This is a genomic window from Nocardia sp. NPDC057227 (assembly GCF_042669725.1).
Classification (GTDB): Bacteria; Actinomycetota; Actinomycetes; order Mycobacteriales; family Mycobacteriaceae; genus Nocardia; species Nocardia asteroides_A.
In genome coordinates, this window is the sequence record NZ_JBHUXA010000001.1 from 161,835 (window position 1) to 182,358 (window position 20,524).

The following is a 20,524-nucleotide window of genomic DNA, read 5'->3' on the forward strand; positions in this document are numbered from 1 at the left end:
CGCCGCACCCAGCCGAACCATCCGACCGAAGTTTACGCGCGTAACTCGGTCGGTGACCGCCCTGCGCAACGACCGCGACGCCCAGATTCCCCTTCGTCTTGCAGATACTAGCTGGTATCTTGATGGACGTTCGGTTACCGAAGAGTCGGGGAAGGGGTGCGCGCGATGAGCGGACCGGAGGACAAGGGCAGGGCCACCGTCGTAGAACCGGCGGCGAAGACCGCCGCGCTCGGCGGCGAGCAGCAGGCCGCGGTCAAACCCGTGCAGATCTGGGCCTTTGTCGGCGCCGCGATCCTGCTGCTCCAGGTATACGTGTGGATCCGCTGGATCAGCGGCCCCTACTTCGAGCGCGTCCCGGCCGGGCCGACCGAGCTGCCCACCGCCATGAAGACGATCCTGACCGTCTACACGGCAGGCATCGTGGTCCTCTTCCCGGTCAGCGTCTGGTGGTTCATCGTCCGGCCCTGGCGCCGGGAACGCCAAATCACCCTGGACGGCATGCTCATCGGCGCGATGGGGCTGATGTTCTTCCAGGACCCGCTGCTCAACTACGTCAACACCTGGTGCACCTACAACACCTGGATGTGGAACCGCGGCTCGTGGTCCTCGCACATCCCGGGCTGGATCTCGCCGGAGGAGCCGGGCCGCCAGGTCGCCGAGCCGCTGCTGATGAACGCGCCCGGCTACGCCTACGGCGTGCTGCTCTGCACCATCGCGGGCTGCTGGGTGATGCGCAAGGTCAAAGCGCGCCGGCCCGGCATGAGCAATCTGCGGCTGATCGGCGTGACCGCGGTGATCGCCTTCGTCTTCGACTTCGTCATGGAGGGCCTGGTCCTCATGCCGATGGGGCTCTACAGCTTCCCCGGCTCCATCCAGGCGCTCTCGATCAACGCGGGCACCTACTACCAGTGGCCGGTCTACGAGGGGCTGATGTGGGGCGGGGTGCAGACGGGGCTGTGCTGCCTGTACTACTTCACCGACGATCGGGGCCGCACCATCGCCGAGCGCGGGCTGGACCGGGTCGGCGGTGGCTTCGCCAAGCAGCAGGCAACCCGCTTCCTGGCGATCTTCGCCGCGGTCAGCGTGATCTTCTTCGCCTTCTACAACCTGCCCGCGCAGTGGTTCGGCATGCACGCCGACCCCTGGCCCGAGGACGTGCTCGAGCGCTCCTACTTCAACGGCGGCATCTGCGGGGCCGGCTCGGACATGCCCTGCCCGGATCCGGCGCTTCCGTTGCCGCGCAAGGGCTCCGGCTACATCGACAACGAGGGCCGGCTCATCATGCCCGATGGCGTCACGGTGCCCGAGCCGGTGCCGTTCAAGGACCGCTGAGCCGGCCCGCAGGAAAGGACTCCGCCGTGAACCCACACCCCGCGACGCCCACCCCCGACTACCACTTCGACCGGCACACACCGCAGTACCGCGGCGAGTTCGAGACGATCACCAGGGAACTGCACGCCCGCTGCCCGCTGGCCTGGACCGACACCCACGGCGGCCACTGGGTCGCCGCCGGCCACCGCGAGGTCTTCGAGCTGGCCCGCTGCCCGCACGTCTCCAGCGACCGCGACTACAAGAACGAGCGCCGCGGCTACCAGGGCATCACCATCCCCTCCGGCAAGACCTACCTGCCGATGCGCAACGGCATCATCGAGATGGACGACCCCGAGCACCGGGTGTTCCGCGCGGTGCTGAACCCGTACCTCTCGCCCAGTGCGGTGCGGCGCTGGCAGCCCTTCATCGACGACCTGGTCCGCGCCTGCCTGGACGAGCGGATCGAGACCGGCCACATCGACTTCGTCGACGACCTCGCCAATATCGTGCCCGCCGTGCTCACCCTCGCCATGCTCGGTGTGCCGCTGCACAGGTGGGCCGTCTACAGCGAGCCCGCGCACGCCTCGGTCTACACCCCGCCGGACTCCCCCGACATCGACCGCGTTCAGGAGCTGAACATGGCGATGGGCATGGACCTGCTGGCCAACCTGCACGAGATCCGGGAGAACCCGCGCCCCGGCATCATCGACGCGCTGGCCCGGATGCGGATCGACGGCGAGCCGCCCGAGGAGCTCGACCTGCTCGGCATCCTCGGGCTGCTCATCGGCGGCGGCTTCGACACCACGACGGCGCTGACCGCCCACTCCCTCGAGTGGCTGTCGGACAACCCCGGCCGGCGAACCGTCCTCAGCAGGGACCGCGACACGCTGCTCGACCCCGCCACCGAGGAGTTCCTGCGCTACTTCACCCCGGCGCCCGGCGACGGCCGCACCGTCTCCGCCGATCACGACGTGGCGGGCCGGACCCTGCGCGAAGGCGAACGGCTCTGGCTCTCCTGGGCCATGGCCAACCGCGACGCCGCGGTCTTCCCCGACCCCGACACCGTCGTCCTCGACCGGAAAGCGAACCGGCACCTGAGTTTCGGGCTCGGCATCCACCGCTGCATCGGCTCCAACCTCGCCCGCCTGATCTTCAAGCGAATGCTGCTCGCGGTGCTCGACCGGATGCCGGACTACGCCTGCGACCCCGCCGGGGCCGTGCACTACGAGACCATCGGAATCATCCAGGGCATGCGCAAACTGCCCGCCACCTTCACCCCCGGCCCCCGGCTCGGGCCCGGGCTCGCGGAGACCCTCGAGCAGCTGCAGCGCGCGGTGCACGAGCGGAACCTCGCGGCGCCGATCACCGGGAACGGCGCATGACCGTGCCCGCACCCGAGTGATTCCGCGGCTCGCGGCGCGAAACCTTACCGTGCCGATGACCACATCTCCGGTCGCGCTGCGCCGGTGAGACGTTCCGCATCGCACCCCCGCGGACGCGCTCGGCGCCATCACCCGCCCCGGGGCGACGGCGGCATCACCGCCGCTCCGGGGCGCGAATAGCGCCTCCACCCCCGTCGAACCGCCCAAACGTCGCGGCGCCCGCGATTCTCCTCACGCCGGAATTCGGAAACAACCCCCAGGTCAACACCGATTTTCCCAGCATGGAAAGTTTCCGAGCAGCCCCGGTGAGCGGGGTGACCCCCACCGCTCGCATCGAGGCGGACGGCGAGCGCACCGCGGCGGGATCCCTGCGCGCGGGGCGCTTCTCCTACCGCCGCGACACCCGGACGGTGCGGTGGTCCGCACCCGCGGCACCGCCACTCGGCCTCCCCGCGGAGATCGAGCAGATGGCGGAGAACGCCGCCATCGCCCGCGTGCACCCGGACGATCAGGGCCTGCTGACCCAGGTTCTGACCGCACCGGAGCGCCGCTGCCTGCGGCTGCGCGTACTCGGCGCGAAGCGGGCCGTGCGCACGCTGATCGTGATCAGCGAACCGGCCCCCGACGGGGTCGACGGCTGCTACATCGACCTCACCGCCGCCCTCCGCGCCGACGGCATGGCGGTGGTCGACGAATCGGTGACCCGATTCCTGGCCGACCGCGCCGTCGTCGAGCAGGCCGTCGGCATGCTGCTGCTCGTCTACGCCATCCCGGCGGACCGGGCGCGCGAGATCCTCGCCTGGCGGGCCACCGAGACCGGCAGGCCGGTCGAGGAGCTCGCGGCCCGGCTCTGCGCCGCGGTCAGCGGGCGTAGCCCCGCCCCGCCCGCCCTGCGATCCCGCTTCGACGACCTGCTGCTGACCGTGCGCGACGCCGGCTCCGGTTGAGCCGGAGGGATCAGCGCTCACCTCGGCACCGCGCAACGCGTGCGCGGACACCCGCCGAAAGTTGTTGTAGGGTCTCCGATCATGATCACCCAGCACGTGTGGCGGTGGCGCCGGTAGGCGCCACTGTCAGCGTGCGAATTCTCCGCTCAGAGGCTGCCTTTCCCGATCGGGACGCGCCTCGCCGAGCAGGGGTCCCGTTCGGGCAGGCGTAACGAAAGGTTCCCGGTGTCCGAGCTGTTGATCGAGGTCCTCGAAGGACAACACGACTGTTTCGCCCTGCTCTGCCGCGACGGCAGCACGCTCGACGTGCTGACCGGCCGGGCGCGGCAGGTCGCCACCATCGCCGACATCCCGCTGCCCGACGACGCGGACGGCCCCGCCGTCCTCGCCGCCATCCCCTACCGGCAGATCACCGAGCGCGGCTTCGCCTGCCACGACGACGCCGCGGCGCTGACCTGCCTGCTGATCGAGCAGCGCGGCACCGCCGCGGTCAGCGCCGCCGTGCACCTGCTTCCCGCGGGCAGCCCCGGGCTGCGCGGCGGCGAATTCACCTCCAGCGACAGCGATTACGCGCAGATCGTCAAGCAGATCGTGACCGACGAGATCGCGCACGGCGCGGGCGCCAACTTCGTCATCCGGCGCGACTTCCGCGGCCGGATCGGCGGCGACCACGTCCGCAGCGCGCTGGTGCTGCTGCGGCGGCTGCTGCGCCACGAGGTCGGCGCCTACTGGACCTTCGCCTTCGTGACACCCGAGCTCGCGCTGGTCGGCGCCACCCCGGAGCGGCACGTCTCCGCCGAGGCGGGCACGGTGCTCATGAATCCGATCAGCGGCACCTTCCGCCACCCGGGCACCGCCCCCGACCCCGCCGCCATCCTGGACTTCCTCGGCGACCGCAAGGAAACCGACGAGCTGTTCATGGTCGTCGACGAGGAACTGAAGATGATGGCCGCCGTCTGCGACCGCGGCGGCCAGGTCATCGGCCCCTCCCTCAAGCAGATGGGCAACCTCACCCACACCGAGTACCTGCTGCGCGGCGAGAGCACCCGCGACGTCCGGGACATCCTGCGCGCCACCATGTTCGCCCCGACCGTCACCGGCTCCCCGATCGAGAACGCCGCCCGCGTCATCCACCGCTACGAGGAGAGTGGCCGCGGCTACTACTCCGGCGTGCTCGCCCTGCTCGGCCGCGACGACCACGGCCAGACCCTGGACGCCCCGATCCTCATCCGCACCTGCGAACTGCACGCCGACGGCACCGTGAAAGCCTCCGTCGGAGCCACCCTCGTGCGCGCCTCCGACCCGGTCACCGAGGTGTCCGAGACCCACGCCAAGCTCGCCGGCGTGCTCCAGGCGCTCGGCGCGCTCCCCGGGCACCGGCCCGCCGTCGGGCGCACCTCGCTGCTCGAGCACGCCGAGATCCGCAGGGCGCTGGCCGCGCGCAACGAATCGCTGGCCCAGTTCTGGCTCGACCGGCAGCCCGCCATCGCCCCGCAACCGGGGGTCGAGCCGGTGACCGCCACCATCGTCGACTGCGAGGACGAATGGTCGGCCATGCTCGGGCACCAGCTGCGCCACCTCGGGCTGACCGTTCAGGTCCGGCGCTGGAGCGAGCAGCCCGACTCCGACCCGGCCGACCTGCTGGTCATGGGCCCCGGCCCCGGCGACCCCACCGCGACGGCGGAGCCGCGGATCGCGCGCATCGACGCGCTCGTGCGGCACCGGCTGCGCGAGAGCCGCCCGCTGCTCGCCATCTGCCTGAGCCATCAGCTCCTCGCCGCGCGGCTCGGGCTCCGGCTGGTCCGGCTGACCGCGCCGAACCAGGGCAGTCAGCACAGCATCGACCTGTTCGGGCGGCGCACCACCGTCGGGTTCTACAACAGCTTCACCGCCGTCGCCGCGACCCCGCCGCCGTGGGTGGAGTGCAGCGCCTCGGCGAGCGGAGGGGTGCACGCGCTGCGCGGGCCGGGGTTCGCGTCGGTGCAGTTCCATCCGGAGTCGGTGCTGACCACCGACGGGATCGAGATCCTGGGCGAGCTGGTGACGCACGCGCTCGCCGCGCGGTAGTCCGGCGACAGCCCGGTGCTCCCCGGCGCCGGGCGTCAGGCCGGTTCGAACTCGTCGCGCCCCCGACAATCGGCGGACTCAGAGGTCCTCGACGCAGACCACGAAATGCCGCTCGGTGTAGCGGACCCGACCTCGCTCGCGCACGCGGCGACATCGTCGGTGCCGTCGACCCGGTTCAGCACCCGGATCCCCTCGCGAGCGGGCGCACCGCAGTCGATCCGCTGCGGATCCTCCCCGCCCACGTCCAGGCATCCGCCGTAGACCCAGTCGACATCCAGGCACAGCGCGCCGACCTCCACGTCGTCGACCGTCTCGGCGTAGAAGTTGTCCCGGTCGGCGATGCACCCGTCGCTGGTGGCGGCCTTGCCGATCACCACGTAGTTCGACTCGGCGCTGCCGCAGCCCGCCCGGGTGATGGTGGCGTCGTCAACGGTGCCGCCGAGCCGCACGCACTCCCCGATCGCCGGATCGAAGCCGAGCGATCCCTGCGCCTGCGCTCCGGGCGCGAGCAGCGCCGCTCCCGCCGCGAGCACGACCCCCGCACACGCCACCGTGACCGACCGATTGATCATGTTCCGTTCCCCTTCCGAGTGAAAAACAGGGCAGCGTAACAGGACTCGACGCGGAGCCACGAATCGTCAACCGTGGGGCCGGGGACGCCGACAGCGGCCCCTGGCGCCGGAACCGCGAGGAGAATATGATTCTCCACTGACAAAAGTCCCGATCTCGCCGAGGCGACGACAGGAGCCCTTCCCATGGCGCAACGCCGCTACCTGCACCTGAACCTGGTGGCCAACGACCTCAACCTGCACCAGGGCGCACAGCAGGCGGAGCAGGCCCGCGGCATCCCCGACCGCAGCGCCTTCGAGCGGCTGCTCGAGTACGGCCGCTTCGGCGACGAGGGCCTGTTCACCGCGCTGTTCGTCGGCGACATCCCCGGAATGCAGGGCTCCCCCGCCTTCGACGGCGGCCCCGCCGAGCCCATCACCGCGCTCACCGCGATCTCCCAGCACACCAGGCACGTCGGGCTGATCGCGACCGCGTCGACCACGTTCTACGACCCGTACAACCTGGCCCGGCTGCTGGCCTCGCTCGACCAGGCCTCGGACGGCCGCGCCGGCTACAACGCCGTCACCTCGGTGGTCGACCGCTTCGCCCTGAACTACAGCCTCGACCGCCACCTCGACCGCGAGGCCCGCTACCACCGCGCCGACGAATTCCTCCAGGTCCTGCGCGGCCTCTGGGACAACCGCTCCCTGCGCCCCGGCGCCGACGGCCGCCTCCGCTTCCACGCCGAGCCGATCAACCACCGCGGCGAGCACTTCCAGGTCACCGGCCCGCTCAATATCGCGCCGAGCCGCCAGCAGCGCCCGCTCATCGCGCAGGCGGGCGGGTCGGGCGCGGGCATCGCGGTCGCGGCGACGCACGCCGACATGGTCTTCACCAACTCCTCCACCCGCGCCGCTGCCGCCGCCTACCGGGAAACCCTCGACAAGGCGCTCATCGAAGCGGGCCGCACCCCGGGCACGGTCCCACCCGTTCCCGGCCTCATCCCCTACCTCGGCCGGACCACCGCCGAAGCCGAGGAGAAGCTGCGCGAACTCGACAGCCACGTCGACTGGGCCGCCATGGCACCCTTCGCACTCGGGCAGTTCGGGCTCGACATCCCCCTCGGCGACGTGAGCGAACCGTTCCCCGCCCATCTGCTCCCGCGCCCGGAGGACGTCGAGGCGACCATCAAGAGCACCTTCGGCAACTACGTCGCGATCTACACCTTCGTCCAGGAGCGTCCCGGGGTCACCGTCGGCGAGGTCGTCGCCCAGGCGGTCGGCCGCGGCGGAGCCACGCACCGCAAGTTCGTCGGCTCCTACGACGAGCTCGCCGACGACTTCGCCGCCTGGCACGAGGACGGCTCGGTCGGCGGATTCAACCTCATGTTCGCGGCGGGCGCGGGAGCCATCCGCGAGTTCATCGACGAGGTCGTGCCCCGCCTCATCGACCGTGGCATCTACCGCAGCACCCCCTTCGACATCCCGCTGCGCGAACGCTTCTGATCCCCGCCCCCTTCCACCGGCCGGAAAATCGGTATCGCCGCGGCCCCTTTCCCGGATACCGTCGAAAGACCGAGAAAGGGGGACGACATGTGGAACTGGAGCACCGCGGTCGCCGAGTACGGCGCCGTGGCCACCTTCTGGAGCGGGCAGCCCAGCGGCGTCCCGCCCACCGTCCGCGACCCCGAACCGGGCGCGTTCGAGCAGGTGGCCACCGGTGGGGAGCGGGGCGAGGGCGGAACGTCCGAGTCCGGTCCCGGGGCGCCGGCGACGCCCATGCGCGACCGATTCGATCTCGTGGCCTGAGGGTCCGACTCGCTACGATCCGGCGTCCGCTCCCAGCGGGCGCCGGATCTCGTTCAGCCGCTGTCGCATAAGGGTGCCCGCGCCGACAGCACCTCGCACGATCGAGAAGGTACGCAAGATCGCGTGGCGCCGTGGTGCCGTCCTGGTCATGATGGACGGGGTGAGTTCGTATCGCCTGGCCGAGCCCCCGCTGTTCACTCGCCTGCACGACGCCTCGCGCGTGCTGATCGCCGGGGCGGGCGGTGGATTCGACATCTACGGCGGCCTGCCGCTCGCCGTTGCCCTGGAGGGGCTCGGCAAGACCGTTCACCTGGCGAATCTGTCCTTCGGCGACCTGGGCCGGACCCCGCTCGACGACTGGCTGCTCCCCGGAGTCGCCGCCGTCACCCCCGACACCGTCGGTGACGACGTCTACTTCCCGGAACGCGGCCTGGCTCGCTGGCTGGCCGCCACCGGACGCGAACCGGTCGTCTACACGTTCCCGCGATCCGGTGTCCGCCCGCTGCGCGCGGCCTACCGCGGACTCGTCGAGCAGCTCGGCGTGGACGCCCTCGTGCTGGTGGACGGTGGCACCGACATTCTGCTGCGCGGCGACGAAACCGGTCTCGGCACACCGCACGAGGACATGACCAGCCTCGCCGCGGTGGCCGGTCTGGACGATCTCACCGCCGTGGTGGTGTCGATCGGTTTCGGGGTCGATGCCTATCACGGGGTCTGCCACGCCCACGTTCTCGAGAACCTCGCGGCGCTGCAACGGCAGAACGGGTACCTCGGGGCGCTCTCCATTCCGCTCGACAGCCCCGAAGGGGCGGCCTACCTCGACGCCGTCGAACAGGCGGTGGCCGACACGCCGCTGCGCCCGACCATCGTGCACACCCAGATCGCGAGTGCTTTACGTGGTGAGTTCGGTGATGTCCACACCACCGGCCGCACCGAGGGCAGCGAGCTGTTCGTGAACCCGCTCATGGCGATGTACGTCGCCGTCGACCTCCAGGCACTGGCGCGAACCATCGACTACCTCTCCCTGCTCGAACCGACCGAGCATGCTCATCAGGTGGTGCAGGTGATCGAGGCTCACCTGTCGTCGCGGCCCCGCCCGCGCGCGCCCCGACTCATCCCGCACTGACCCGTACGTCGTTCCGGCACCCCGGGAGCGCCGACAGCCGCATGGCGTTGGCGCGCGGGTGCGTCATGCTGCCGTTGTGCCCACCGGCGAAGGTCGCGATGCCGGTGTCGAGCAGAGCGGCCAGCTCTGCGGCGCACTTGCGATCGAAGACGTGAGCCGGGGTGGTGCTGCCCACGGCCGGAACGACCCGGACCGAGCTGCGTTGCAGGGCAACGACGTCGAGCCGGTCCGCACGGACAGCGGTGAGGTCGTGAACGAGGAAGTGACCGAAATCGGCGGCGCGTTCGGCGGTGAGCGCAGGCAGGCGAATCTCCGGCTCGATGTCCTGGCCGATGGGGTCGATTCCCAGCGAGCGGGCCACCGGCGCGAGCGCGGCGCGCCAGCCTTCCGCGTGGAAGACCTGCTGGCAGTGTTCGAGTTCCCGCAGGTGCGCGGCGCGGTCGGGGGCGGCGAGCAGGGAGGGCGCCACCGGCTCGTGGGCGATGAGGGTGTGCAGCTGTTGGGGGTGCACGGGACTGCCCCAGAGCGCGGTGTCGACGGCGGTCGCCAGGCTTCGCGAATCCGGCTCGGTCGCGGCTCGCGCCGATCCGCGCGACCGCAGGCGCACGTTGCTACGCCGCGCCGAGCACGTCTCCGATCGCGTTGCCGAGGTGCGCGCGAGCACCGTCGACGACGTCGTCGGAGACGCGCTCGGCACCGACGACCCGGACGAGATCAGTGCTGTCCTGCATGCCCTGGAGCTGCTGTCCCACCACTTGATTCGGCGATCGGGCCACTCCTCGCCGCGTAACCCGTAGTCAGCCAGTAGACCGTGCGATCAACGGTCGGCAGGATCTCGGTCACCGCGATCTCCCCCCCGGCGAAACGCCCGAGCAGCCCATAGACCAGGCTGGACAGGATCCGCCCGAGATCCTGGACGAAGTCCGGGTCCACACCCTCGAGCGCGGTCATGGCCGCCGGAACAACGGCCTCGAATCCGCGCCGCACCAGCAACTCCCCACCACTCGCGGCGCGGGCGCGGAAGTAGGCGATCAACAGCCCCGGATGCTGCTCCCACGGTTCGAAGATGGGACGAAGCACGCCCATGAGCGCTTCGTGCAGCGTGGCGCCCGGGCCGGGCCTGAAATCCGCCAGCCCGGCATACCGATTCTCGGCCAGCCACTGCTGCAGCGCCGCCAGGATCAGCTCGTCGCGAGTCCCGTAGAGCTTGTAGATCTTGCCCAGCGAGACCCGAGCCTGCCGGGCGACCTCGCGCACCTGCACCGCGTCGTACCCCTCGGCCTCGAGCATCTCGACGACGGCGGCCCGGATGCGCTGCTCCCCCTGCCCCACGACCGACTCCATGACATCGCGGTGTTCTTCAGGCATTCGGCCCAACTCCTTCCCTTGCCACCGACGATACTGCTACTCTCGCCGAGTGGTAATCAGATTACCACTGCTAGAAGCGAGATTTTCACTCGGCTCGGCGTGCTCCCGTGACGGAATCCGGGATGGCGCGGAGCTACTCGGCATCGAATCGAGGATCAATGGGTTCCCTGGACGGCAAGGTCGCCTTCATCACCGGGGTGGCGCGAGGGCAGGGCCGCAGCCACGCGCTGCGGCTGGCGCGCGAGGGCGCCGACATCATCGGCGTCGACATCTGCGCGAACATCGCCTCCAACAGCTACCCCATGGCGAGTCGCGACGAGCTGGACGAGACCGTGGCGCTGGTCGAGGCCGAAGGCCGCAGAATGGTCGCCGCGGTCGCCGACGTACGGGACTTCGGCCGGCTGCGCGAGGCGCTGGATACCGGGGTGGCCGTGCTGGGCCGGCTCGACATCGTCTGCGCGAACGCCGGGATCGCGCCGCTCTCGCTGGAAGAGGTGCCGATCGAGACCGAGCTCGCGCAGTGGACCGACGTGATCGGGGTGAACATGTCCGGCGCCTTCCACACCGCGCGCGCCGCACTGCCGCATCTGATCGCCGGCGGGCGCGGGGGCTGCATCGTATTCACCAGTTCGACGGCCGGGCTGGTCGGCATGGGCGGGATGGACGGGGGCGGGCTGGGGTACGCGGCGTCCAAGCACGCGATCGTCGGGATCATGCGCTGTCTGGCCAATGGGTTGGCGCAGTACAGTATTCGGGTCAACACCGTGCATCCGACGGCGGTGAACACCATGATGGCGGTCAATCCGCAGATGATGGAGTGGGCGGCGAACAACCCCGACGGCGGCCCGCACCTGATGAACCCTATGCCGGTCGCCATGCTGGAGCCGCAGGACATCAGCGCCGCGATCGCCTTCCTCGCCTCCGACGAGGCGAAGTACATCACCGGGGTGACGCTGCCGGTGGACGCCGGCTTCGTCAACAAACTGTGAGGACCGGGCGGGTCGCGGGCAAGCGGGTGCTCATCACCGGCGCCGCCCGCGGCATGGGTCGCAGCCACGCGGTCCGGCTCGCCGAGGAGGGCGCTGATCTGGTGCTCATCGATATCTGCCGGTCGCTGCCCGAACTCGAATATCCGCTCGCCACCGAGGACGATCTCGCCGAGACCGCGCGGCTGGCCGGCGAGCACGGCGGGCAGGTGCGCACCGCCGTCGCCGACGTGCGCGACGTGGCGGCACTGCGCACGGCGGTGGACGAGGCGGTGGCCGCGCTCGGCGGGCTCGACGCCGCAGTCGCCAATGCCGGTGTACTCACCGCCGCTACCTGGGACAACACTACGCCGGAGCAGTGGCGAACGGTGGTCGACGTCAACCTCATCGGCACCTGGAACACCTGCGCGGCCGCGCTGCCGCACCTGGTCGAACGCGGCGGCAGCCTGGTCAACATCAGCTCGGCGGCCGGGCTCAAGGGTACTCCGCTGCACACCCCCTACACGGCCGCCAAGCACGGCGTCGTCGGCCTGAGCAAGGCACTGGCCAACGAGCTGGCGGCCAGTAACGTCCGGGTCAACACGGTGCACCCGACCGGAGTCGCCACCGGGATGTCCCCGGCCTCGCTGTTCACCCTGCTCACCGACGTGCGCCCGGACCTGGCGCCGCTGTTCGGCAATGCGCTGCCGGTCGTCATGACCGAACCCATAGACATCAGCAACGCGGTGCTCTACCTGATCTCCGACGAGGCCCGGCACGTCACCGGGATGGAGTTCAAGGTCGACGCAGGCGTCACGCTCCACTGAAAGCGAACCTCATGGAAACCACCGAAATCAGCGCGCGCGGGCGGCGGGCCTTCACCGACGTCATGACCTTCGCTCCGCCCACCGCACCCGACGGGTTGCTGGACTACGTCTTCGCCGAGGTCTGGACCCGCCCGGTGCTCAGCCGCCGCGACCGGCGCTTCGTCACCCTGGCCTGCGTCGCCGACTCCGACGCCGAGCAGCCGCTGATCGACCACGTCTACGCCGCGCTGAACAGCGGCGACCTCTCCATCGTCGAGATGCGGGAGACGGTGCTGCACTTCGCGGTCTACGCGGGCTGGCCGAAGGCGTCGCGGTTCAATATCGTCGTCGACCAGCAGTGGGAACGCATCCACCGCGAACGCGGCCTGCCGGTCCCCGCCCCCGAACCGCTGCTGCCGCTGGTCACCCCGAGCGACCCCGAAGAGCGCCTGGTCCGCGGCACGCAGTCGTTCAAGGAGGTCAACTGCATGCCGTTCGCCCCGGACCGGAACAACCCGTACCAGGGCGCGGGCATCCTGAATTTCGTCTTCGGCGAGATGTGGCTACGCCCGGGACTCCCGATGAAGGCGCGCCGGTTGCTCACGGTGGCCTGCGTCGGGTTTCAGGACGCCCCGCTGCCGATCCTCTCCCACGTCTACGCGGCATTGAAGAGCCGCGACGTGTCGTTCGAGGAGATGGACGAACTGGCGCTGCAGTTCGGCGCCTACTGCGGGCTGCCGAAGGGCACGTACCTCGGCCAGGTCATCCGCGAACAGAAGGGTCGCGTCGTGCACGAGTGGCGCGGCGAAGCCGAGGAGGAGCAGTCGTGAGTACCACCGAAACGTTGAACGGTGCGTTGCTCATCGGCGGAGACCGGGTCGCCGCCACCGCGGGCGGGTCCCAGGAGCACATCTTCCCGGCCACGGGTCGGCCGAACGGGACGGTCGCGCTCGCGGGCGCCGAAGACATCGAGCTTGCCGTCCGAGCCGGGCGCGAAGCACAGCGGGAGTGGATCTCCTACTCCGCCGATCGTCGCCGTGATCTGCTGATCGACCTCGCCGACGCGGTGCACGAGCACACGGCCGAGCTGAGCCGGTTGAACGTGCACGACTACGGGGTGCCGATCTCCTTCGCCATCAATACCGTTGTGCTCGAACGATTTCTGCGGCACTACGCCGGATACGTCGACAAGCCGCACGGGCTGAGCACCCCGGTCTCCGAGTCCCCCGACCTGAATCTGGTCGAACGCGAGCCCTACGGCGTGGTCGGGGTGATCGCGCCCTGGAACGGTGCGATGGTGGTCGCCGGATCGTGCGTCGCCCCCGCGCTGGCCGCGGGCAACGCGGTGCTGTTCAAGCCGTCGGCACTGGCGCCGTTCGCGGCGTTGCGCTTCGGTGAGCTGTGCCTGGCGGCCGGGCTGCCGCCCGGGCTGGTGAACGTCGTGCCCGCCCGCGCCGAGGGCGGCGAGGCACTGGTGCGACACCCCGGCGTCCGCAAGATCCACTTCACCGGGGGCGGGGCGACCGCGCGCAAGATCCTGGCGGCCGCGGCGGAGAACCTGATTCCGGTGGTCGCCGAACTGGGTGGCAAGTCGGCGAACATCGTCTTCGCCGATGCCGATCTCGACTATGCCGCGCGGCTGTCGGCCTACCAGGGGCCGATCGTGCAGTCCGGGCAGAGCTGCGCGTGTGCGAGCCGGGTGCTGGTGCACGAATCGGTCTACGACGCCTTCGTGGAGAAGTTCGTCGCGACCGTCGAGCAGGCAGCGGTGGGCGATCCGTTCGATCCCGCCGTGGTGTTCGGGCCGGTGATCAGCGAGCCCGACGCCACCCGCATCCTGTCGGTGATCGACGAGGCCGTCGCGACCGGCGCCGGTGAACTGCTCACCGGCGGCAAGCGGATCGGCGGGGCGCTCGGCGCGGGCTACTACCTCGAGCCGACGGTGTTCGGCGAGGTCGACAACGGCTCGCCGCTGGCGCGCACCGAGACCTTCGGGCCGGTCGTGTCGATCATGCGGTTCCGCGACGAAGCCGAGGCCGTGCGGTTGGCCAACGACAGTCCGTACGGGCTCAACGCCTTCATCCAGACCACGAACCTGGTCCGCGCGCATCGCGTCGCCCGCCGGCTCGAGGCGGGCTCGATCTGGATCAACCAGGTCAGCGACATCTCGCCGCAGGGCCCCTACGGCGGCTACAAGCAGAGCGGTTTCGGCCGCACCGGCGGGCTGGACGGGCTGTACGAGTTCCTGCAGGTCAAGAACATCCGGATCGGCATGAGCTGAGGCCCTCACGGTCCGGCCCGTTCAGCGCCCGGCGGGCCGGGCCGGGAGCGGGTAGCGGGCGATGAACTGCTCGACGTAGGTGCGCAGCTGCTCGTGCCCCTGCACCATGCCGACGGCGCTCTCGTTGCAGATGATGCGCGCGGCACCGGTCAGCAGGATCGACATCACCACGGGCGGGAAGTCGGCGAGGTCGACGCCGTTGGTGCGCAGCACCAGGGTGACCGCGGCGGTCTCGATGTCGCGGACGCGCTCGGCGAAGACCCGGAGCTCGGCGCCGATCACCTTGCGGTGGTTGGCCAGCGCCATCCACTCGGTGCTGAGCCGGGTGTAGCGGGTGTCGGTGTTGATCAGCCAGAGCACGCGCAGCGGGTCCTCGGCGGTGAGCGCCTCGCGCATGCGGACCAGCGCCCGTTCGCCGCTGTCGCGCAGGACCGCGACGAACAGGTCGTCCATGGTCGGGAAGTAGTAGTAGACGAGCGCCGACTTCACCCCGGCCCGCTCGGCCACCCGCCGCGAGGTCGCCGCCGCGTAGCCGTCCTCGCCCATGATCTGCTCGGTGGCCGCCATGAGCCGCTCTCTGGCACCGGTGGCCTCGCGCGGCTTTCTGGCGGCCACTACCGCTCCCCGCTGTTCGTCGGACTGCGCACAGCGCACGCTATCATCTGATCGTCCGATCAATTCCGCAGGTGGCAGGGGAGCGGACCGGGCAACGCGGTCAGCCGACGCGCATCAGCGTCAGCGCTGCGTCGGCGGCGGTGACGACGGCGCCGGATTCTGCTCCCGCCCGCTCGGCCAGATCGCGCAGGAGCCCGACATCCTTGCGCAGCAAATCACCCGCGTGGGCGGCGATAGTGTCCACGGTGCCGCCGCTGCCGGTGATCGCGGTGAGGGCGAAGCTGTTCGCGGTGCCGCCGCCCAGCACGCCGCCGAGGCGGGCCGGGTCGACCCCCAGGTCGGCGGCGAGCGCGAAAGTGGTCGCCACGGTGGCGAGGTTGGCGGTGAAGAGCAGGTTGTTCAGCAGTTTCGCGACCTGCCCCGCGCCGACCGCGCCCAGGTGCTCGACCCGGCCTGCGTAGGACTCGAAGACCGGCAGGCAGCGCCGCACGGCTTCGTCCTCGCCGCCCGCCATGACCAGCAGCCTGCCCTCGGCGGCCGCCTGCCCGCCGCCGCTGACCGGTGCGTCCACGACCCGCACCCCGGCGGTGGCGGCGATCTCGCGGCAGGTGTCGGGGTGCACGGTGCTGTGCACCGCGACGACGCCGCCGGGGGCCAGCCCGGCGAGCACGCCGTCCGGCCCGTCGAGCACCTGGCGCACGTCGGCGTCGCCGACCACGCACAGGCAGACCAGGTCGCTGGCCGCGGCCAGTTCGCGCGGTGTCGCTGCGACGGTGGCGCCGGTGTCGGCGAAGGCGGCCGTCGTCTCGGGCCGCCGGGCCCACAGTGTGAGCGGGAAACCCGCCTCGGCGATGCGGCGGGCCATCGGCCCGCCCTGGCTGCCGAGCCCGATGAAACCGGTGCGCATCGGATTCCCTACTTGAGCGTGCTGCCGGCGTCGACCGTGAGCGGCAGCCCGGTCACGAAACGGGATTCCTCGGAGGCGAGGAACAGGACCGCGTTGCTGATGTCCTCCGGCTCGACCCAGCCGACCGGGAGCACGTGCATCATCTGGGCCACCACGCGGAAGTCCTCGACGCCCGGGTTATCCAGATCGGGGCGGAACATCTTCATGGTGTTCTCGTTCATGAACATCGGCGTGTTGACGTTCGTCGGGTGCACCGAGTTCACCCGGATCGAGTGCTGCCCGAGCTCCACGGCGAAGGTCCGCATGAGCCCGACGACGCCGTGCTTGGCCGCGATGTAGTGCCCCGTCTGCGGGTAGGCCTTGAGCCCGCCCACCGAGCTGGTCAGGATGATCGATCCGCCCCGGCCGCCGGAGAGCAGATGCGGCACAGCGGCTTTCACCGACTTCCAGACGCCGGACAGGTTGATGTCGATCATCGTGTTCCAGTCCTGCTCGCTGGTCTTGTCCAGCGTCTGGCCGCCGTTGCCGATTCCGGCATTGGCCACGACGATGTCGAGCCGGCCCAACTGCTCGACGCCGGAATCGACCGCCGCCGAGAGCGCGTCGAAGTCGCGCACGTCGACCTGGGCGGTGATGATCCGGCGCCCGGTCTCCTCGACCAGCTTCACGGTCTCGGCCAGGTCCTCCGGGGTGGAGTGCGCGATCTGGTCGGTGCCGCTGACCGGCGCGCACACGTCCACCGCGATGATGTCGGCCCCCTCGCGCGCCAGGTGCACCGCGTGGCTGCGCCCCTGCCCGCGCGCCGCACCCGTGATGTAGGCGACCTTACCCTCGACCCGACCCGCCATGGAAACCTCACTCGTTCGCTCTCGACCAGCCCGATGCTGATCGGTCGATAAAAGTGGACACCCTCGCGTAGGCCATGTCAATGCCATTCTCATTTTTGCATTACATGCTTGACCACGATCTAGAGCCCGTGATACCAATGCACCGCTCCCCGAGTTTTATCGATCGATCAGTCCGAGGCCCGCCGTGACGCTCGCCGGCCGCCTCGCCCCCCTCGCCCCGGAAAGGCCGGCTCATGACCGATACGGCGTCCCTCGACTACTTCTCCGACCCGGCGCTGGCCCAGGACCCGTACCCGTACCTGGCCGGGCTGCGCGACCGGAACCCGATCGTGCGCGAACCGCACCACGGCGTCCTGATGGTCACCGGCTATCGAGAAGCCGACCTGATCTTCCGCGACCACGAGTCCTTCTCCGCGTGCGTGTCGATCGGCGGCCCCTTCCCGCCGCTACCGTTCACCCCCGAGGGCGATGACATCACCGACCAGATCGAAGCGCACCGGCACCGGTTCCCGATCTTCGAGCACATGGTCACCATGGACCCGCCCGAGCACACCCGTACCCGAACGCTGCTGAGCCGGCTGCTGACGCCCAAGCGGCTGAAGGAGAACCGGGACTACATGCTCGGCCTCGCCGACCGCAGGCTCGACGCGATCGTCGAGGCCGGTGGCTGCGAATTCCTCGGCGACTACGCCAAGCCGTTCGCCACCCTGGTCATCGCCGACCTGCTCGGGGTCCCCGAGCAGGACCGGGAGGAGTTCCGCCGCAGGCTGACCGGGCACGAGGAGCCGGGCAGCCGGGTCGGCTCATTGGACAGCGAACCGGTCGGCAGCAATCCGCTGCAGTGGCTCGAGGACACCTTCGGCGGCTACCTCGGCGAGCGCCGCGCCACCCCGAGCCCGGACATCCTCGGCGTGCTGGCCGCCACCACCTACCCCGACGGCACGCTGCCCGAGCTGATCGACATCGTCCGCCCGGCCACCTTCCTCTTCGCGGCGGGCATGGAGACGGTCACCAAACTGCTCAGCTCCGCGATCCGGGTGCTCGCCGAACGCCCCGAGTACCAGCAGATCCTGCGCGCCGACCGCAGCCTCGTCGCGCCGTTCATCGAGGAGGCGCTGCGCATCGAGAGCCCGACCAAGGTCGACTTCCGGCTCGCCCGCAGGACGACCCGGGTCGGCGACGTCGACATCCCCGCGGGCAGCATCGTCATGCTCTGCATCGGCGCCGCCAACCGCGACCCGCGCAAGTTCGACGCCCCCGACGAGTTCCGCCTCGACCGCCCGAACTCGCGCGAGCACATCGCGTTCGGCCGCGGCATCCACACCTGCGCGGGCGCGCCGCTCGCCCGCACCGAGGGGCAGGTGACCCTGGATCGACTGCTCGACCGGGTCACCGACCTCGCCATCGACGAGACCGCGCACGGCCCCGGCGGGAGCCGCGACTTCCGGTACGAGCCCACCTTCCTGCTGCGCGGGCTGCAGGAACTGCACGTCACCTACGAGCGGGCGGGGCGGTGACCGGCATGGGAAAGCTCGACGGCAAGGTCGCCTTCATCACCGGCGCGGCGCGCGGTCAGGGCCGCAGCCATGCCGTCCGGCTGGCGCAGGAGGGGGCCGACGTCATCGCGGTCGACATCTGCGCGCAGCTCGATTCGGTGCGGTACCCGATGGGCACCGCCGACGAACTCGCCGAGACCGCCCGGCTGGTGGCGGCCACCGGTAGGCGGGTCTCCGTGCATCGCGCCGATGTGCGGGATGTGGGTGCGCTGCGCGGCGCGTACCGGGCGGGGGTCGAGGAGCTCGGCCCGGTCGACATCGTGCTCGCCAACGCGGGCATCGGCGCGGGCGGCGCGGCGGTGGCCGAGGAACAGGAGTGGGACGAGGTGGTCGGGGTCAACCTGACCGGGGTATGGAATACCGGCCGGGTCGCCATCCCGGACATGGTCGAGCGCGGAGCGGGCGGATCGATCGTGCTGACCAGCTCGACCGGCGGGCTCATCGGCGTCGGCATTCCAGCCGCCGGATTCCTCGGCTACACCGCCGCCAAGCACGGGGTCATCGGCCTCATGCGGTCGTGGGCGAACTACCTGGCCCCGCACAATATCCGCGTGAACAGCATCGCGCCGACCGCCGTGCGTACCCCGATGGCGGCCGACGGCGACCTGCGGGCGGTGCTCGAGCGCTCACCGCAGCTGGCGCAGGCACTCACCAATGCCATGCCGGTCGACCTGGTCGAACCGCTGGACGTCTCGAACGCCATCGCCTGGCTGGTCTCCGAGGATGCCCGCTACGTCACCGGGACCGTCGTCCCGGTCGACGCCGGGCTGCTCAACAAGCGGTAGAAACGACTCGAGGCCGGGCGGCGAGGAACGTGCCTCGCTACCCGGCCTGCCGAGAAGCTGGATCAGTCGCGGAGCGCGTCCTTGACCTTCTCGCCCGCGCCCTTGAGGTCGGACTTGGTCTGGTCGGTCTTGCCCTCGGCCTCGGTGCTCCGATCGCCGGTGGCCTTGCCCACCGCCTCCTTGGCCTTGCCTGCGAGATCCTCGACCTTGTTCTTCGCCTTGTCGGTGGCGCTCATCCGGTATCCCTTTCGACGTGACGTATACGGTCCGTGATGTCCGCGGGCCGACAACGACGCGATAGCCCCTCTGCGGTGCGGTAAACCCGGCGGCCGGGTTCTCCTCCCCTCGGAGGTCAGGAACGGGTTGCCGTGATGAGCCAGGCGGCGGACTCGAAACGGACTCCGTCGGCGGTCGCGTGGGTGGCGAGCGTGGCGCGCAGCGCGTCGAGGGAGGCGGCGCGCCGGGCGGGCTCCTGGTCGGCGAGCATCCAGCCGAGCAGTCCCCGCAGGAAGGTGTGCGCCTGTTCGACGGTGCGGCCGTAGGTGGTGGTCTCGCGCACGGCGGTGAGCTCGACGGCGGTGAAACTGGCGCGTTCGAGCAGCGCTGTCACGCGGGCCGGGTCGCTCAGCGAGAAGGGGCCGGGTGCGCCGGCCGGGGGCTGCGGCGGGGTGCGGCCGGTGAGCGCGAGGGTGAAGGCGTCGAGCCATTCCTGCTGGTCGGCGGATTGCCAGGTCAGCAGGATCATCCGGCCGGCCGGGCGCAGGCTGCGTGCCAGGTTGGCGAAGGCCGCCTCCGGATCGTCGAAGAACATGGCTCCGGTCTGGCTGATGACAACGTCGTGGCCGGGTTCGAAGGGGTGCAGTTGCGCGTCGGCACGTTCGAAGGAGATGTTGCGCAGCCCCTCCCGCGCCGCCAGCCCCCGGGCGACGTCGATCATCCGGGACGAGAGATCGACGCCGGTGGCGTGACCGCGATGGGCGATGGTCGCGGCTGCGCGGGTGGAAGCGCCGGTGCCGCAACCGATGTCGAGGACTCGGTGCTGCGGCCGGATTGCCGCGGCACGGTCGAAGGCCGGTTGATAGCGCTCCAGGACCGCTTCGAAGATGTCGTGATTCGCGGCCCAGTAGGCGCCCTCGGCACCGTCCCAGGCGGCGGTCTGCGCGTGGTTGGCGGTAGGGGTCGGTGCGGCCATCGGGCACCCTC

Annotated in this window: 21 protein-coding genes; 13 read left to right on the forward strand and 8 right to left on the reverse strand. The window is 70.5% G+C overall.

The genetic code is table 11. The features are described from left to right. Positions 1 to 165: 165 nt before the first annotated feature. The 4 genes from ACFUJ1_RS00825 (at position 166) to ACFUJ1_RS00840 (ending at position 5,707) form a co-directional block, all read left to right on the forward strand. Positions 166 to 1,332, forward strand: a complete 1,167-nt coding sequence (locus ACFUJ1_RS00825) for a spirocyclase AveC family protein (protein WP_378641031.1) — start codon at positions 166 to 168, stop codon at positions 1,330 to 1,332. Positions 1,333 to 1,358: 26 nt separating this feature from the next. Beyond that, positions 1,359 to 2,693, forward strand: coding sequence for a cytochrome P450 (locus tag ACFUJ1_RS00830; RefSeq protein WP_378641033.1), 1,335 nt, complete (start codon positions 1,359 to 1,361; stop codon positions 2,691 to 2,693). A gap of 314 nt (positions 2,694 to 3,007) precedes the next feature. Beyond that, positions 3,008 to 3,640, forward strand: coding sequence for an ANTAR domain-containing protein (locus tag ACFUJ1_RS00835; protein ID WP_378641035.1), 633 nt, complete (start codon positions 3,008 to 3,010; stop codon positions 3,638 to 3,640). Between the two features lie 225 nt (positions 3,641 to 3,865). Next, positions 3,866 to 5,707: an anthranilate synthase family protein gene (locus tag ACFUJ1_RS00840; protein ID WP_378641037.1), complete on the forward strand. Its 1,842-nt coding sequence runs from the start codon at positions 3,866 to 3,868 to the stop codon at positions 5,705 to 5,707. Positions 5,708 to 5,742: 35 nt separating this feature from the next. On the opposite strand, the gene ACFUJ1_RS00845 is transcribed toward ACFUJ1_RS00840, so the two are convergent. Then, a complete protein-coding gene (locus ACFUJ1_RS00845) occupies positions 5,743 to 6,279 on the reverse strand; it encodes a hypothetical protein (protein WP_378641039.1) in 537 nt (178 codons plus the stop codon). 183 nt (positions 6,280 to 6,462) lie between these two features. Between ACFUJ1_RS00845 and ACFUJ1_RS00850 the strand changes: the two genes are divergently transcribed. The 3 genes from ACFUJ1_RS00850 to ACFUJ1_RS00860 all read left to right on the forward strand — a co-directional run bounded on the left by ACFUJ1_RS00850 (position 6,463) and on the right by ACFUJ1_RS00860 (position 9,190). Next, complete coding sequence (locus ACFUJ1_RS00850) at positions 6,463 to 7,761, forward strand: NtaA/DmoA family FMN-dependent monooxygenase (protein WP_378641040.1); 1,299 nt, start codon at positions 6,463 to 6,465, stop codon at positions 7,759 to 7,761. An 87-nt stretch (positions 7,762 to 7,848) separates the two neighbouring features. Then, the gene (locus ACFUJ1_RS00855; protein WP_378641042.1) at positions 7,849 to 8,064 is read left to right on the forward strand and encodes a hypothetical protein; all 216 of its coding nucleotides are present in this window, start codon (positions 7,849 to 7,851) and stop codon (positions 8,062 to 8,064) included. A 160-nt stretch (positions 8,065 to 8,224) separates the two neighbouring features. Further along, on the forward strand, positions 8,225 to 9,190 hold the full coding sequence (locus tag ACFUJ1_RS00860; protein WP_378641044.1) for a DUF1152 domain-containing protein: 966 nt from the start codon (positions 8,225 to 8,227) through the stop codon (positions 9,188 to 9,190). Here ACFUJ1_RS00860 and ACFUJ1_RS00865 read toward each other — a convergent pair. Both ACFUJ1_RS00865 and ACFUJ1_RS00870 read right to left on the reverse strand, forming a co-directional pair. Next, positions 9,177 to 9,797 (reverse strand): hypothetical protein, encoded by a 621-nt coding sequence (locus tag ACFUJ1_RS00865; protein ID WP_378641046.1) that lies wholly within the window; start codon positions 9,795 to 9,797, stop codon positions 9,177 to 9,179. The genes ACFUJ1_RS00860 and ACFUJ1_RS00865 overlap by 14 nt on opposite strands. Before the next feature lie 107 nt (positions 9,798 to 9,904). After that, positions 9,905 to 10,558 carry a TetR family transcriptional regulator gene (locus ACFUJ1_RS00870; protein WP_378641048.1) on the reverse strand — a complete coding sequence of 218 codons (654 nt, stop codon included), beginning with the start codon at positions 10,556 to 10,558 and terminating at the stop codon, positions 9,905 to 9,907. 158 nt (positions 10,559 to 10,716) lie between these two features. Here ACFUJ1_RS00870 and ACFUJ1_RS00875 point away from each other — a divergent pair, with 158 nt between their 5' ends. From ACFUJ1_RS00875 to ACFUJ1_RS00890, 4 genes are read left to right on the forward strand one after another with little or no spacing between them, the layout of a single operon-like run. Then, positions 10,717 to 11,547 (forward strand): mycofactocin-coupled SDR family oxidoreductase, encoded by an 831-nt coding sequence (locus ACFUJ1_RS00875; RefSeq protein WP_378641050.1) that lies wholly within the window; start codon positions 10,717 to 10,719, stop codon positions 11,545 to 11,547. Beyond that, on the forward strand, positions 11,544 to 12,350 hold the full coding sequence (locus ACFUJ1_RS00880; protein WP_378641052.1) for a mycofactocin-coupled SDR family oxidoreductase: 807 nt from the start codon (positions 11,544 to 11,546) through the stop codon (positions 12,348 to 12,350). The genes ACFUJ1_RS00875 and ACFUJ1_RS00880 overlap by 4 nt, the downstream gene beginning before the upstream one ends. Positions 12,351 to 12,361: 11 nt before the next feature. Continuing rightward, the gene (locus tag ACFUJ1_RS00885; RefSeq protein WP_378641053.1) at positions 12,362 to 13,159 is read left to right on the forward strand and encodes a carboxymuconolactone decarboxylase family protein; all 798 of its coding nucleotides are present in this window, start codon (positions 12,362 to 12,364) and stop codon (positions 13,157 to 13,159) included. Next, positions 13,156 to 14,610, forward strand: a complete 1,455-nt coding sequence (locus ACFUJ1_RS00890) for an aldehyde dehydrogenase family protein (protein ID WP_378641055.1) — start codon at positions 13,156 to 13,158, stop codon at positions 14,608 to 14,610. The genes ACFUJ1_RS00885 and ACFUJ1_RS00890 overlap by 4 nt, the downstream gene beginning before the upstream one ends. Positions 14,611 to 14,631: 21 nt before the next feature. Here ACFUJ1_RS00890 and ACFUJ1_RS00895 read toward each other — a convergent pair whose 3' ends face one another. The 3 genes from ACFUJ1_RS00895 to ACFUJ1_RS00905 all read right to left on the reverse strand — a co-directional run bounded on the left by ACFUJ1_RS00895 (position 14,632) and on the right by ACFUJ1_RS00905 (position 16,980). Next, positions 14,632 to 15,177, reverse strand: a complete 546-nt coding sequence (locus ACFUJ1_RS00895) for a TetR/AcrR family transcriptional regulator (RefSeq protein WP_378641891.1) — start codon at positions 15,175 to 15,177, stop codon at positions 14,632 to 14,634. 148 nt (positions 15,178 to 15,325) lie between these two features. Continuing rightward, the gene (locus ACFUJ1_RS00900) at positions 15,326 to 16,132 is read right to left on the reverse strand and encodes an NAD(P)-dependent oxidoreductase (protein ID WP_378641057.1); all 807 of its coding nucleotides are present in this window, start codon (positions 16,130 to 16,132) and stop codon (positions 15,326 to 15,328) included. A gap of 8 nt (positions 16,133 to 16,140) precedes the next feature. Further along, complete coding sequence (locus tag ACFUJ1_RS00905; RefSeq protein WP_378641059.1) at positions 16,141 to 16,980, reverse strand: mycofactocin-coupled SDR family oxidoreductase; 840 nt, start codon at positions 16,978 to 16,980, stop codon at positions 16,141 to 16,143. A 233-nt stretch (positions 16,981 to 17,213) separates the two neighbouring features. On the opposite strand from ACFUJ1_RS00905, the gene ACFUJ1_RS00910 reads away from it, so the two are divergent. Together ACFUJ1_RS00910 and ACFUJ1_RS00915 are read left to right on the forward strand one after the other, a co-directional pair. Continuing rightward, positions 17,214 to 18,497 (forward strand): cytochrome P450, encoded by a 1,284-nt coding sequence (locus ACFUJ1_RS00910; RefSeq protein WP_378641061.1) that lies wholly within the window; start codon positions 17,214 to 17,216, stop codon positions 18,495 to 18,497. 5 nt (positions 18,498 to 18,502) lie between these two features. Then, positions 18,503 to 19,321, forward strand: coding sequence for a mycofactocin-coupled SDR family oxidoreductase (locus ACFUJ1_RS00915; protein ID WP_378641063.1), 819 nt, complete (start codon positions 18,503 to 18,505; stop codon positions 19,319 to 19,321). Between the two features lie 62 nt (positions 19,322 to 19,383). On the opposite strand, the gene ACFUJ1_RS00920 is transcribed toward ACFUJ1_RS00915, so the two are convergent. After that, positions 19,384 to 19,557, reverse strand: coding sequence for a CsbD family protein (locus ACFUJ1_RS00920; protein ID WP_378615078.1), 174 nt, complete (start codon positions 19,555 to 19,557; stop codon positions 19,384 to 19,386). Positions 19,558 to 19,673: 116 nt separating this feature from the next. After that, positions 19,674 to 20,513 carry a class I SAM-dependent methyltransferase gene (locus ACFUJ1_RS00925; RefSeq protein ID WP_378641065.1) on the reverse strand — a complete coding sequence of 280 codons (840 nt, stop codon included), beginning with the start codon at positions 20,511 to 20,513 and terminating at the stop codon, positions 19,674 to 19,676. Positions 20,514 to 20,524 lie beyond the last annotated feature (11 nt).